Source organism: Vogesella sp. LIG4, from assembly GCF_900090205.1.
Taxonomy (GTDB): Bacteria; Pseudomonadota; Gammaproteobacteria; order Burkholderiales; family Chromobacteriaceae; genus Vogesella.
On the sequence record NZ_LT607802.1, the window covers coordinates 3,982,627 to 3,996,775 of the forward strand.

The 14,149-nt window shown below is 63.7% G+C and carries 11 protein-coding genes; 9 read left to right on the plus strand and 2 right to left on the minus strand.

What is annotated here, in order from left to right:
- Nucleotides 1-72: 72 nt before the first annotated feature.
- The 6 genes from dkgB (at nucleotide 73) to PSELUDRAFT_RS18380 (ending at nucleotide 7,231) form a co-directional block, all read left to right on the plus strand.
- A complete protein-coding gene (gene dkgB / locus PSELUDRAFT_RS18355; RefSeq protein ID WP_088968192.1) occupies nucleotides 73-879 on the plus strand; it encodes a 2,5-didehydrogluconate reductase DkgB in 807 nt (268 codons plus the stop codon).
- 312 nt (nucleotides 880-1,191) lie between these two features.
- Nucleotides 1,192-2,004: a helix-turn-helix transcriptional regulator gene (locus tag PSELUDRAFT_RS18360; RefSeq protein ID WP_088968193.1), complete on the plus strand. Its 813-nt coding sequence runs from the start codon at nucleotides 1,192-1,194 to the stop codon at nucleotides 2,002-2,004.
- A 141-nt stretch (nucleotides 2,005-2,145) separates the two neighbouring features.
- Complete coding sequence (locus tag PSELUDRAFT_RS18365; RefSeq protein ID WP_088968194.1) at nucleotides 2,146-3,771, plus strand: amidohydrolase; 1,626 nt, start codon at nucleotides 2,146-2,148, stop codon at nucleotides 3,769-3,771.
- A gap of 84 nt (nucleotides 3,772-3,855) precedes the next feature.
- Nucleotides 3,856-4,953, plus strand: coding sequence for a polyamine ABC transporter substrate-binding protein (locus PSELUDRAFT_RS18370; RefSeq protein ID WP_088968195.1), 1,098 nt, complete (start codon nucleotides 3,856-3,858; stop codon nucleotides 4,951-4,953).
- A 37-nt stretch (nucleotides 4,954-4,990) separates the two neighbouring features.
- A complete protein-coding gene (locus PSELUDRAFT_RS18375) occupies nucleotides 4,991-6,526 on the plus strand; it encodes a DUF3138 family protein (protein WP_088968196.1) in 1,536 nt (511 codons plus the stop codon).
- Nucleotides 6,527-6,625: 99 nt separating this feature from the next.
- Nucleotides 6,626-7,231, plus strand: a complete 606-nt coding sequence (locus tag PSELUDRAFT_RS18380) for a DUF2889 domain-containing protein (RefSeq protein WP_088968197.1) — start codon at nucleotides 6,626-6,628, stop codon at nucleotides 7,229-7,231.
- On the opposite strand, the gene PSELUDRAFT_RS18385 is transcribed toward PSELUDRAFT_RS18380, so the two are convergent.
- Entirely contained in the window at nucleotides 7,228-7,683 is a 456-nt protein-coding gene (locus PSELUDRAFT_RS18385; protein ID WP_088968198.1) for a MarR family winged helix-turn-helix transcriptional regulator, read from the minus strand. The two genes, PSELUDRAFT_RS18380 and PSELUDRAFT_RS18385, sit on opposite strands and share 4 nt — an antisense overlap.
- A gap of 160 nt (nucleotides 7,684-7,843) precedes the next feature.
- Here PSELUDRAFT_RS18385 and PSELUDRAFT_RS18390 point away from each other — a divergent pair, with 160 nt between their 5' ends.
- The 3 genes from PSELUDRAFT_RS18390 to PSELUDRAFT_RS18400 all read left to right on the plus strand — a co-directional run bounded on the left by PSELUDRAFT_RS18390 (nucleotide 7,844) and on the right by PSELUDRAFT_RS18400 (nucleotide 12,091).
- On the plus strand, nucleotides 7,844-8,677 hold the full coding sequence (locus PSELUDRAFT_RS18390) for a p-hydroxycinnamoyl CoA hydratase/lyase (protein ID WP_088968199.1): 834 nt from the start codon (nucleotides 7,844-7,846) through the stop codon (nucleotides 8,675-8,677).
- A gap of 67 nt (nucleotides 8,678-8,744) precedes the next feature.
- Nucleotides 8,745-10,199, plus strand: a complete 1,455-nt coding sequence (locus tag PSELUDRAFT_RS18395) for an aldehyde dehydrogenase (RefSeq protein ID WP_088968200.1) — start codon at nucleotides 8,745-8,747, stop codon at nucleotides 10,197-10,199.
- Nucleotides 10,200-10,210: 11 nt separating this feature from the next.
- Nucleotides 10,211-12,091, plus strand: a complete 1,881-nt coding sequence (locus tag PSELUDRAFT_RS18400) for a feruloyl-CoA synthase (RefSeq protein ID WP_088968201.1) — start codon at nucleotides 10,211-10,213, stop codon at nucleotides 12,089-12,091.
- A gap of 1,090 nt (nucleotides 12,092-13,181) precedes the next feature.
- Here the strand turns inward: PSELUDRAFT_RS18400 and PSELUDRAFT_RS18405 are convergent.
- Nucleotides 13,182-13,835 carry a dihydrofolate reductase family protein gene (locus PSELUDRAFT_RS18405; RefSeq protein ID WP_088968202.1) on the minus strand — a complete coding sequence of 218 codons (654 nt, stop codon included), beginning with the start codon at nucleotides 13,833-13,835 and terminating at the stop codon, nucleotides 13,182-13,184.
- Between the last annotated feature and the right edge of the window lie 314 nt (nucleotides 13,836-14,149).

Below are 14,149 nucleotides of genomic sequence, written 5' to 3' on the forward strand. Positions count from 1 at the left end.
GTTTTTCGCATGGATCAGGGTTGGCACAATCCCGCTATCGACTTACCGCCCATTACCTCCACGGAGAACACCATGAGCAATATTCCCGCTTTCGGCCTTGGCACCTTCCGCCTGCAAGGCCAGGCTGCCATCGACTCGGTGCGTAACGGCCTGGAACTCGGCTACCGCACCATCGATACCGCACAGATCTACGGCAACGAAGCCGACGTGGGCAGCGCAATCGCTTCTTCCGGCGTGCGCCGTGACGAGCTGTTCCTGACCACCAAGATCTGGGTGGACAACTACGCCGCGGACAAGCTGGTGCCCAGCCTGGAGGAAAGCCTCGCCAAGCTGCGCACCGACTACGTGGATCTGACACTCATCCATTGGCCGGCGCCCGGCAACGGCGTGCCGCTCGACACTTTCATGACCGCGCTTGCCGAAGCCAGGGCCAGGGGCCTGACCCGGCAGATCGGCATCTCCAACTTCAATATCGAACTGACCAGACAGGCAATCGCCGCGGTTGGCAAGGAGGCGATTGCCACCAACCAGATCGAGCTGAGCCCCTATCTGCAGAACCGCAAGCTGGTGGAATTCCTGCAGCACGAAGGCATCCACATCACCTCGTACATGACCCTCGCCTACGGCAAGGTGCTGGGCGACCCGGTGATCGGTGCCATCGCGCAGCGGCTTGGCGCAACACCGGCGCAGGTAGCGCTGGCCTGGGCACTGCAGCAGGGCTACTCGGTGATTCCATCGTCGACCAAGCGCGAAAACCTGGCCAGCAACCTGCTGGCGCAGACCCTGCGCCTGAGCGACGCGGACATGGCGCAGATTGCCGCCCTGGAACGCAACGGCCGCGAAGTCGACCCCGCCGGCCTGGCGCCGCAGTGGGATTGAGCTGACGGCCTGGCATTCTGCCCGTCCGCAGCCGCCAGGCCGTGGCCGGGCAAGACCAGCTTCGCAAGCCGGGGGCGAGTCAGCATTCAGCGCGTGAGCACACCATGCGGCCAACCTTGTCCTGGGTTGGCCGCATGACTTCCAGCAGCACCGGCAAGCCGGCTATTACAAACGCATTGGCAAACGTGGCAGGCGGCCGGCAAGCGCTGTTTACACCTGGAAAGAAAGTCGTTATATATCAGGAAGGTTGATATTGATGACGTACTTACCTGCTGGCTATGGCAGGCCGGCGACGGTGACAGGACAAGACCGATGACAACTGAACAAATTCCGTTTTCCATCGCCGGCGAGCTGGTGGCCAACCTCGGCACCGAGCAATTTCCGGCCCGGCTATGGTCGTGGCTACACAGCACGGTGGAGCCGCAGTCCTACCATATTGCCGCCCTGCGCTTTCGCCGCCCGGCCCTGATGAGCCCGGTGGAGAACCTGGATGTGCTGTTCTTTGCCGGCCATTCCGACCCGGATGAATCCCGGCTGGCGCTCTCGCTGTACCAGCGCGAGGATGAATGGAAGCGTGACGAGCAACTGCTTAACCATGTCGAACGCGCCACCGACCCGCAGCTGATCCTTTCGCACCACCAGGCGCTGCCGCCAACCGACTATGGCCGGCTGATCGCCCAGAGCCCGCTGGGTGAGGAATGCACGCTGATCGGCAGCGAGCGCGACCATGTCTACACCTTGTCCATCTTCCGCCGCCGTGACGCGCCGTCGTTCACCCTGGGCGAGCTGGGCCGCTTGCGCCAGCTCTGCAGCTTCCTGTTCCCCCTGCTTGCCCAGCATGCGCGCTTGTCCGCCACGGCGGTCTCCGGCTCCAGCGATGTGCTGCTGCAGTACCTGGACCGCAGCCTCAGCCGTGCGCGCATCAGCCTGTCCCCGCGCGAACGCCTGGTATGCCATGCCGCCATGGAAGGCATCACCGTTCCGCAGATCGCCGAGCGGCTCGCCATCGGCCAGTGCAGCGTGCGTACCTATCTCGACCGCGCGCTGAACAAGATAGGCGTGGGCAGCAAATCCGAACTGTTTGCCTGGTGCGTCGCCGTCAGCGAGACACAAACCACCCACTAAAGCTGCACCCTGTCCTAAAAAGCGAGGACAGACAGCCTCCCCTCCCTCCCCCAGTATCACTCCAACACGCGCAAGCGGACGCGGCAGGGCACTCCTGCCGCCGTGCCCGGCGCACTCTGCTCATGCCTGTTGGAGATCGAGATGTCCTACCCCGACCGTGTTTACCTCAACGGTACCGTGTATACCGGCGACGGCCAGCGCCGCTTTGCCCAGGCCCTGGCCATTGGCAACGGCAAGATCCTGGCTGTTGGCAACAATGATGAAATCCGCCGGCTTGCCGGACCGGCCACCGAACAGGTCGACCTGACAGGCAGGCTGGTGGTGCCCGGCTTCATCGACGGCCATGTGCACCCGATCGAGGGGCACCAGATCCTGGGCGACTTCGACCTGTCCGGGCTGCACACGCCGGCACAGATGCTGGCCCGCATCCGGGAATGCGCGGCCGCCACGCCGGACGAGCCGTGGGTATACCTCGGCGGTGCCGACCTGGCCGCGTTCGGCGTGTACCCGACGCGCGAGCTGCTGGATAGCGTGGTGCCGGAGCGGCCGCTGCTGGTGATTGGCCACGACGTGCACAGCGGCTGCCTCAACAGCAAAGGCCTGGCCGCAGCCGGCATCACCGCCGACACCCAGGACCCGGCGGGCGGCATTCACGAGCGCGACCCGGCCAGCGGCCTGCCAACCGGCGTGCTGCATGAGGCGGCGCTGTACCGCATCTTTGCGCAGATTCCCCAGCTCAGTCCGGAGAACTACCCGAAATCGCTGCGCAAGGCGCATGCGATGGCACATGGTTTCGGCATCACCGGCTGGTTCGACGCGCGTATCGACGAGCCACTGTTGGCCGCATATGCCGCGGCGCAACGCGCCGGCGAACTCAAGCAGTATGTCAGCGCCGGCCTGCTCGCCAGCCCCCGTCACGGTGCACGCGAGCAGATTGCGCGCTTCAGCCAATGGCGGCGTGATTTCGAGCACGACAATCTGCGCCTGCACACGGTAAAGATCTTCATCGACGGCGTGCTTGAATCGAAAACCGCCGCACTGCTGGCGCCATACGCCGGCAGCGACGACACCGGCCTGGCGCTGTGGGAGCAGGAGGCACTCAACGAGATCGCCATGCTGGCCGATGCCGCCGGCTTCGACTTGCACTTCCACACCCTGGCCGACCGCGCCACCCGCATGGCGCTGGATGCGCTGGACTACGTGCAGCGGCAAAACGGCCCGCGCGACCGGCGAGCCCAGCTGGCCCACCTGCAACTGGTGGACCCGGCCGACATGCCGCGCTTCCACCAGCTGGGCGCCATCGCCAGCATGCAGGCGCTATGGTGCGCGCCCAGCCCGGAGCTGCAGCAGTTCTACAGCGAGCTGATCGGGCCGGAGCGCACCGCCCGCAACTATCCGTTCCGCAGCCTGCGCAACGCCGGCGCCATGCTGGCCGGCGGCTCCGACTGGAGCGTATCCACCATGGACCCGCTGGCAATCATGCAGGTCGGTGTCACCCATATCCCGTTCGAGCACCCGGATGCCGCGCCCTGGAACCCGGACGAGCGGCTGGACCTGCAGACCATGCTGGAGGCGCACACCGTCAACGCCGCCCATGCGCTGCGCTTCGACGACTGCACCGGCTCGCTCGAAGCCGGCAAGGACGCCAGCTTCGCCATCCTGGACCGCAACCCGTTCTGCCACCCGGCGGGCGAGATCGCGCAGGCCCGGGTGATCGAAACCTGTTTCCGCGGCGAAGTGGTGTATTCGCGGGCAGACCAGGCCTGAAGCCTTCCGACAAGAAAGCCGCGGACCACCCGACGGCAATTTGATGCTGCAGCAGACAGCGATGATCCATGCAAAGGAAACGAGATGAGAACATTCAGCAAGACAGTCTGTGCCCTGGCCCTGCCCGCCCTGTTCGCGGCGTCGCAGGCCTCGGCCGAACAGGCTTATGTCAACGTATACAACTGGGGCAACAGTATTGCCCGTGACACCAATGCCAACTTCGAGAAGCAGACCGGCATCAAGGTGCGCTATTCGGAGTTCGACTCCAACGACACCTTGCAGACCAAGCTGCTGGTCGGCAGCTCCGGCTACGACGTGGTGGTGCCGTCCGATTCCTACTTCGGCCGCCAGCTGCAGGCCGGCCTGTACCGCAAGCTGGACAAGACCAAGATCCCCAACCTGGCCAAGCTCGACCCGGTGCTGATGAAGATCCTGGCCGGCTCCGACCCTGGCAACCAGTACGGCGTGCCGATCAACTGGGGTACTGACGGCATCGGCATCAACAGGCAGAAGGTTCAGTCCATCCTGGGCAAGGACACCCCGCTCAATACCTGGGAACTGCTGTTCAACCCCAAGTACGTGTCCAGGCTGGCGAAATGTGGCGTCTCGCTACTGGATTCGCCGGTAGACGTATTCGGCATGGGGCTGTACTACCTGAAGAAAAATCCGCTCAGCACCAACCCGGCCGACTACCAGGAAGTGCTGAAGATGCTCAAGGCCATCCGCCCCTATATCGGCCAGTTCAATACCGTCAGCTACGCCAATGACCTGGCCGGTGGCGACATCTGCATGGCCATGGGTTACTCCGGCGATGTGAATACCGCCCGCCTGGCGGCACAGGCCGCCAAAAAACCGTACAACATCCAGTACCTGATTCCGAAGGAAGGCACTGTCATCTGGTTCGACGTGATGGCCGTACCCAAGTCCGCCCCCAATGCCGACGCGGCGATGAAGTGGATCAACCATGTGATCTCGGAGAAAGAAGCCGCCGCGCTGAGTAACGAGACCTACTACCCGACCGTGGTACCGGGCTCGAAGAAGTTGCTGAACAAGGAGGTACTGGAAGACCCCACCGTTTATCCCGCCGCAGCAGAGATGAACACCATGTTCACCGTGCACGCGCTGCCACCGGAAATCATGCGCCTGGAAACCCGCCTGTGGCAGGAATTCAAGACCCGCTGATCCGGGAGCCGCCAGCACGTCTACATAGGGATGAACCATGAAACTGAAACTGATCAGCGCGCTGCTGCTGGGGCTGCCGGCAGCTTCCTTTGCCGGCAGCGACAATAGCGCCAACCTGGAAAAGCAGATCGAAGTGCTGCAACAGCAAGTGCAGCTGTTGCAACAGAGCAATGCGCAGATTCCATTGCTGCAGCAGCAGCTGGAGGCACTGCGCCAGCAGGTCGGCGTGACGGCGCCCACCCCGGTGGTAGCCGCGGCCGGCAGCGCACAGGCCGCGGAGGAGCCGGAAGAAGACAGCATCAAGCAAACGGTGACCAGCCTGAAGATGAAAGTCGATTCGCTGGCCGAGGCGGCAGCCACCGGGCCGATTGCCGGGCTGAGCGTGAGCGGCTTTATCGACCCGATGTATATCTACAACCGCGCCACCAACTCCGGCGGCTTCCGTTTCCTGAACAAGAACGGCGCCTACAACTATTACGACAGCAATCTGGGCGACGTGACCCTGGATATCAAGAAAACCTTCGGCGTGGGCCCCAGTGCGCCGAGTGCCGAGCTGATCATCCAGCCCAACCGCGGCAGCGGCGCCAGCTTCAGCAATGAAAACGGCGGCATGACCAGCAGCATCTTCAACCAGGCAGATGTCAGCCTGCCGCTGTCGCCCACCGCCACGCTGCAGATCGGCCTGCTGCCCAGCCTGGCAGGCTACGAGCCCAACCCGGTTACCCAGACCCAGACGCTGACGCACAACCTGCTGTTCGATTTCAGCGAGCCGGCTTCCTACCTGGGCATGAACTACAAGTGGTTCACCAACAATTACCAGACGCTGTGGCAGGTGATGCTTGCCAACGAGCAACTCAAGTCGGCCGGCTCCGTCGTCAGCGGGCCCAATGACACCAACAGGAGCAATAACAGCCCCACCCTCGCCGCGCGGGTGGACTACCAGTACACCACCTCGCTGGATCTGGGCCTGTCCGCCAATATCGGCCGGCAAACGCTGTTTTCACCCTGCCCCAGCGGCGGCTACGGCTACCAGTGCAACGGCAGCACGCCGTTCGGCAATTACTTCTATGCCGAAGGCGACCTGACCTACACCTGGGCCGATACGCAGTACAACGCCCAGATCGACTACGGCCAGCAGCAGCGCGCTGCCTGGAACGGCGGTACCGCGGTGTGGTACGGCGTCTCCTTGCTGGCCAACAAGAAATGGAATAGCGAATCCCTGGGGCGCATGGGCGCGACCATCCGCTTTGACTACCTGAACAACAGCAGGAACGGCGGTGGCGGCAGCAGCATTCTGTACGGGCTTGCCGGCAGCAACCCGAGCCTGAACCCGACCAGCGGCTTCGGCGTGGATCAGCAGTGCCTGAGCCAGTCCAGCGACAACGGCCTGGCGTGCAAAGGCACCAACCGCGCCGATGTGGCGTTCGACCTGCAGTTCTTCCCGACCGAAAAAACCCAGATCAAGCTCGAATACCGGCACGACTTCGCCAATAACGCGGTGTTCCGCCGCAGCGACGGCTCGCTCTCCAGGGACAACGATATCTTCGGCACCCAGTTCATCTACTCGTTCTGAGCGCTCGGCTCTCCTTTGATCTGCGGGCTTGGCAGTCTGCAGATCTTTTTTGGTTTCGCCGCAGGAGATATTTCCAACCTGCCAGGCAAGGATTTGAACATGCCCTTATCCCCACCCGCTGAACGCAGCCTGTTCCACCACCGCCAGATCCACTGTCGTGGCTATCGCCGCCAGGATGGTCTGTGGGATATCGAAGGCAGCATCGTCGATACCAAAGGCTATGCGCTGACCTTTTACGATGGCCGGCCGCTGGCGCCGGGGCTGCCGCTGCACGAGATGCATCTGCGCCTGACCGTGGATGACGATCTGCTGATCCATGCCGCAGAAGCGAGCACCGAGCACGCGCCGTTTCCACCCTGCCCGGAGATCAATCCGGCCTACCGGCAACTGCTGGGGCTGCGTATTGCGCCGGGGTTTTCCGGCCAGGTGCGGGAACTGTTCAAGGGGCGGGCCGGCTGCACCCATCTCACCGAATTGCTCGGCCCGATGGCCACCACGGCCTTGCAGACACTGGCCTCCGGCCGCCGCTACCTGGCGCAGTGGGAAGCGCCGGAGCAACTGGCGGCGCTGAGTGCCAAAGGTGCCAGCCTGATCGACTCCTGCCACGGCTGGCGCAGCGACGGGGAGCCGGTAGCGGTGAAGTTTCCGCAGCGTTATACCGGCGTGCCGCGCCCGGCCATGCCGGACCAGACGCGCAATACCTAGATGCCCGGTGCGCTCAGTGTTCGCACCAGGGTGCGCAGCTGCTGGTGAAACAGCGGGCGCTCCTCGTCTCCAAGCTCGGCGAGCATGACGGCCTCCAGCTGCGCCACCGCGGCATCGCACTGGTACAGCAGCACCTTGCCCGCTTCGGTCAGGCGGATCTGGATGATGCGGCCATGACTCGGGTCCGGCTCACGCTCAATCCAGCCCTTGCCTTCCATCATCTTCACCATCTCGTTGGCCGATTGCGGCGAGATCAGCGAGCGCTCGGCCAGCTGGGCATTGGACAGCTGGCCCTGGGTGCAGAGGAAGGACAGCGTGGTGTACTGCTGCACGGTAAGGCCCAGCGGCAGCAGGCTGTCGCGCATGCGCCGGCTCAGCACGTGGTCGAGCCGGCCGATCAGGTAGGCAATGCCGCTTGGCTTGTCCTGCGCTGGAGAGTCGGCAGTAGTCATGGTCTGGGGCGAAAACAGGGAAAGCGCCAGCTTACCCGCAAAGCCGAGTATCAGCCATCCTGATATTTTTCGCGCCGGCTATTGCCTTCGCCTTCGCGGCATGAGTAAGATGAATTCAATTATCAGGCAACCTGATATTTATTTGATAAAGGAACAAGACATGGCCGACTACAAGGAACGCTGGCAAACGGTGCAGGTGGAAGTGGCAAACGGTATTGCCTGGGTAACGCTGAACCGCCCGGAAAAACGCAATGCGATGAGCCCCACGCTGAACCGCGAAATGATCGATGTGCTGGAAACGCTGGAGCTGGATGACGCGGCGCAGGTGCTGGTGTTCACCGGTGCCGGCGAATCGTGGTCCGCCGGCATGGACCTGAAGGAATACTTCCGCGAAACCGACGGCAAGCCGGAGATCGTGCAGGAACGCATGCGCCGCGACTGCTCGCAATGGCAGTGGAAGCTGCTGCGCTTCTACACCAAGCCCACCATCGCCATGGTCAACGGCTGGTGCTTCGGCGGCGCGTTCTCGCCGCTGGTGGCCTGCGACCTGGCGATTGCCGCCGACGAGGCGGTGTTCGGCCTGTCCGAAATCAACTGGGGCATTCCGCCGGGCAACCTGGTAAGCAAGGCAGTGGCAGACACCATGGGCCACCGCGCCGCGCTGTACTACATCATGACCGGCGAGACCTTCACCGGCAAACAGGCCGCCGAAATGGGCCTGGTCAACAGCAGCGTACCGCGCGCCCAGCTGCGCGACGCGGTGGAAACGTTGGCCGCAAAGCTGCTGGAGAAAAACCCGGTGGTGCTGCGCTTCGCCAAGCACGGCTTCAAGCGCTGCCGCGAACTGTCCTGGGAACAGAACGAAGACTACCTGTACGCCAAGGTGGACCAGTCCAACGGGCGCGACCCGGAGCAAGGCCGCCAGCAGGGTCTCAAGCAGTTCCTGGACGACAAGACCATCAAGCCGGGCCTGCAAACCTACAAGCGCGGTTGATAAGCCGCCAGCACCGCAGCCGGCGCGGGCCGGCCTGCGTCACACACAAGAAAGAGGAGAAACCGTGATGTTCGAAACCGGATTGCTGATCGGCGGCCAGCAACACGCCGCCACTGGCCAGGCCTGCTTTGAGCGCATCAACCCGAACAGCGGCGAGGTCGCCTCGCGTGCCGCCGCCGCATCGCTGCAGGATGCAGACGCCGCCGTGGCCGCGGCGCAGCAGGCCTTCCCGGCCTGGTCCGCCACCTTGCCGGGCGAGCGCCGCCGCCTGCTGCTCAAGGCGGCCGAGGTAATGGAAAGCCGCCCCCAGGACTTCATCGCCCGCGGCGTGGCCGAAGCCGGCGGCGTGCCGGGCTGGTACGGTTTCAACGTCATGCTTGCGGCCAACATGCTGCGCGAAGCCGCGGCGATGACCACGCAGATCGGTGGCGAGCTGATTCCGTCCGATGTGCCGGGCAGCGTGGCCATGGGCGTGCGCCAGGCCTGTGGCGTGGTGCTGGGCATCGCGCCGTGGAACGCGCCGGTGATACTCGGCACCCGCGCGCTGGCCATGCCGCTGGCCTGCGGCAACACCGTGGTGCTGAAGGCATCCGAACTGTGCCCGGCGCTGCACAGCCTGATCGGCACGGTATTCGAGGAGGCCGGCTTTCCTGCCGGCGTGGTCAACGTCATCAGCAATGCGCCGGCGGATGCGCCGGCCATCGTCGAGCGGCTGATCGCCAACCCGGCGGTACGGCGCGTCAACTTTACCGGCTCCACCAGGGTTGGCCGCATCGTCGGCGAACTGGCGGCACGCCACCTGAAGCCGGCACTGCTGGAGCTGGGCGGCAAGAACCCGCTGCTGGTGCTGGACGATGCCGACCTGGACGCCGCCGTCGAGGCCGCCGCCTTCGGCGCCTTCTTCAACCAGGGCCAGATCTGCATGTCGACCGAACGCATCATCGTGGATGCCAAGGTTGCCGACCTGTTCGTGGAAAAACTCGTGCACAAGGCCAGCCAGCTCAGCGCTGGCAAACCGGGCGCGCCCGGCGCGGTGCTGGGCGGCATGGTGGACCCGCTGGCGGCAAGCCGCGTGGCCGAGCTGGTGGCCGACGCCGTGGCCAAGGGCGCGCGCCTGCCTGGCGGCCCGCTACGGCTCGACGGCAACATCATGCAGCCGGCCGTAGTGGATGGCGTGACGCCGGCGATGGCGCTGTACCGCGAGGAATCGTTCGGCCCGGTCGTGGCAGTGCTGCGCGTCAACAACGAAGACGAGGCAGTGCAGCTGGCCAACGACAGCGAATACGGCCTGTCGGCGGCGGTCTTCAGCCGCGACATTGCCCGGGCGCTGGCGGTGGCCAGGCGCATCGAATCCGGCATCTGCCACATCAACGGCCCGACCGTGCACGACGAAGCACAGATGCCGTTTGGCGGCGTCAAGGCCAGCGGCTATGGCCGTTTCGGCGGCAAGGCGGCCATTACCGAATTCACCGAGCTGCGCTGGATCACCATTCAGACCGGCCCGCGCCACTACCCGATCTAAGGAGCGCGGTCATGTCCCATCACATGGCAGCAAATACAACGGCGCGCTATCGCGCCGTGAGCGTGGGCAGTGCGCCGGTCGAGTTCGACCAGGATAGCGAAGGCGTATGGCACTTACGTTCAAAGGAGGCACTCGCGCCCTACCCCGAGCGCCTTGGCGACTGCCTGCGGCGCGGTGCGGAGCAATACCCGCAGCGCACCCTGGCGGCGCAACGCGGCGCCGACGGCGCCTGGGTGCACCTCAGCTACGCCCAGCTGCTGCAACAGGCACGGGCCATCGGCCAGGCGCTACGCGAACGGGGCCTTGGCGCCGAGCGGCCGCTGATGATCCTGTCCGGCAACGACCTTGCCCACCTGCAACTGGCGCTGGGCGCGCTCTACGCCGGCATTCCCTACTGCCCGGTATCGCCGGCCTATTCGCTGGTGGCGCAGGATTTCGACAAACTTGCCGGGCTGGTGCGGCACATGACGCCGGGCCTGGTGTTCGCCAGCGATGGCGCCGCCTTCGGCCCGGCGCTGGCCGCCGTCGTGCCGGACGAGGTAGAGATCGCCCTTGGCCACGGCAACCTGGCCGGGCGCGCACATACCCCGCTGAGCGAGCTGCTGGCCACGCCACCCGGCGACATCGACCGCGTCAATGCCGCCGTCGGGCCGGACAGCATTGCCAAGTTCCTGTTCACCTCGGGCTCCACCAGGGAACCCAAGGCCGTCATCACCACCCACCGCATGCTGTGCAGCAATCAGCAGATGCTGCTGCAGTCCTTTCCCTGCTTTGGCGAGGAGCCGCCGGTGCTGGTGGACTGGCTGCCTTGGAACCACACCTTCGGCGGCAGCCACAACTTCGGCATCGCGCTGTACAACGGCGGCAGCTACTACATCGACGGCGGCAAACCCACCACGCAAGGCTTTGGCGAAACGCTGCGCAACCTGAAGGAAATCGCCCCGACGGTGTTCTTCAACGTGCCCAAGGGCTGGGAGATGCTGGCCGAGGCGCTGGAGCAGGACGACGCACTGGCCGATATGTTCTATTCCCGCGTCCGGCTGTTCTTCTTTGCCGGCGCAGGGCTTTCACAGGCCGCGTGGGACAAGCTGGAGCGGGTAACCGAGGCGCGCTGCGGCGAGCGCATCCGCATCATGGCCGGCCTTGGCATGACCGAGTGCTCGCCGTCCTGCACCTTCACCACCGGCCCGGTGATGCAGGCCGGCTACGTGGGCCTGCCGGCACCTGGCTGCGAGGCCAGGCTGGTACCGGTGGACGGCAAGCTGGAGGCGCGCTTCAAGGGGCCGCACGTAATGCCGGGCTACTGGCGCGCCGCGGAACACAGCGCCGCGGCATTCGATGAGGCCGGCTATTACCGCAGCGGCGATGCGGTACGCTTTTACGATGCCGCGCAGCCGCAGATCGGGCTGATGTTCGACGGCCGCATCGCCGAGGACTTCAAGCTCAGCTCCGGCACCTTCGTCAGCGTCGGCCCCTTGCGGGCCAGGGTGATCAGCGAAGGCGCGCCGTATGTGCTCGATGCCGTGGTTACCGGCCTGGACCGCGATGAAATCGGCCTGCTGCTGTTCCCCAGGCTGGAGCACTGCGCCAGCCTGGCAGGGCTGGCAGAACCAGCCGGCGCGGAAGCGATACTGTCACATGCCGCGGTGCGCGCCTGCTTTGCCGCACTGCTACGCAGCCTCAACCGGCAGGCCACCGGCTCCGCCAGCCGCATCAGCCGCCTGTGCCTGATGACGGAAGCACCAAGCATCGACCACGGAGAAATCACCGACAAGGGCTCGATCAACCAGCGCGCGGTGCTGAATCGGCGGTCGGCACTGGTAACGGCCATGTATGCCGGCAACAGCCCGCACCTGATCCTGGCGCCTGGGTGGACTGTCCCGGTACGGTAGATAAATTCCTGCCTCACGCCGACGCCCGTTCAAGGCCCCGGAACTGATGCCGCCCAGGTGACTGTTGCGGCGGCCGAACGGACAAAGCTTCACCGGCCACACCGACGGATTGCCCCAAGGTTGGCCGCAAGACAAAACACCCCGTCAGCAATGCTGGCGGGGTGTTTTTGTGTGGGAGGGCGCTATGGGAAAAGAGCTGCTCAGAACAGACTACTGAGTTATGCAGAAGTGGAAGTTGCTTCTACCTATGGTAGCCCATACACCATGGGAAAATGGATATTCAACATGGCAGTTGATAGGAGGTTGCATCATTTGGCAACTAGCTTCCCAGTAAATTCGCATTGAGCGCCATGATACTGAGAACAATGCTCTTCCGATACTGTAGCGGTCTTACCAGACTTATCTAATTTAATGGTAAGAGTGCATTGCGCCTCCGCGGGAAAAGCAGGTTTGTATGGACGAATTTTTAGGGATTGCCCGTCCGAAGTTCCGATTCCAGAAAATGCACCGCTGCACCCCGGAGTGCCAACGCTGATTTCAGCGGCCACTACTCTTTCGTTGTCCCCGATGGTAATGGTACGGAGCAACATATTCCAAGGCCGGTAGGCAACGTACTCACCCCATAAACGCTGCAATAATGGATCCGCCTGCGTTGATAAACAAAAGAGACCAACAAAACATCCAACGATTAGCTTACGCATAAATAGCACTGAGGTACCTAACATTGTTTTAGGGAGACAGTGCTGCCGCGCCGCATAGGGACTGCTGCATTACATCGCCTCCGAGCAAGGATGAGATGGAACCGCTTGGCTGCTGGTAATCATCGGAACTTACCGTATGCATTTACCGCATTTACTCACCTGAAAACCGGTACCGAATCTCTGCCACCGTTAACGCTCGATCAAGATACAGGGCCAGTTGAGCGAGCGCTTACGGCTTAAGCACAAAAGCTTACTGACAGAGAAAATATATGTCAATTGTATATATTATGTGATTCCACCACTTGCGTACCACTGCAGGGCGAAGCGCTACAGCCATCAAGGCAGCCCATTCATCAGCGCATCAGCCTGCAACAAGTGATCAGGCCCCGTTATACCCCCTTCCGCTGCAGCACGACATGCGTCGCCTTCTCAGATGCGACGAATTCAACGCACTCGTAGCCCAGCGCTCGCAAATCCAGCCCAGCGAACAGCGGCTCTCCCCGGCCGAGCAGCACCGGCGAGATGGCGATGTGCAGCTCATCAATGAGGCCCTCCCGCAGGTATTGCCGGATGGTGGCCGGCCCGCCGCCGATGCGCACGTCCATGCCGGCTGCTGCCTCGCGGGCACGGTCGAGTGCCTCGCGGATGCCACCGGTGATGAAGTGGAATACGGTGCCGCCTTCCATGTCGATGGCGGGCCGGGCATGGTGGGTCAGGACAAAGACGGGAACGTGATACGGCGGGTTGTCGCCCCACCAGCCTTTCCAGGCTGTATCCAGCCAGGCCCCGCGAATGGGACCGAACATATTGCGCCCCAGGATCCAGGCCCCGACATTGCGAAAGCCGCGGGCGGCGAAATCATCGTCCAGCCCGGTGCTGCCGTCGTCCTTGCCGAACAAGGCCTGCTGGAAGGTGCGGGTCGGGAGTAGCCACTGGTGCAGTTCCGTGCCGCCAACGCCCAGCGGGTTGTTGAGATCCTGATCCGGGCCAGCGCCATAGCCATCAAGCGAGATGGTGAAGCCCTCAACGCGAACTCGTGTCATCGTGTGCCTCCATTCGGGTGCCTGGCAGGTCAACAAGGGGCGCAGCAGCGCTGCTGCCGGGCACAAGCCGTGGTTTTCACCGCGACGCCTTGCCGCGCGGTGCCGGCATAACGCTTCGTGCGTCAGCTATCCATGCCGGGCAGCCGGGACACGGGGCGTCACCGTCTGGTCACACCATAGTCTCTACCCGCCATAGCCGCCAATCCGCTTTCCCGGCCCGCAAACGCCTTGCGGCCAACCCCAAAGCTTGGCCGCACGGCAAAACACCCCGCCAGCGTGGCTGGCAGGGTGTTTTTTGCATCGGGCGCTGAATG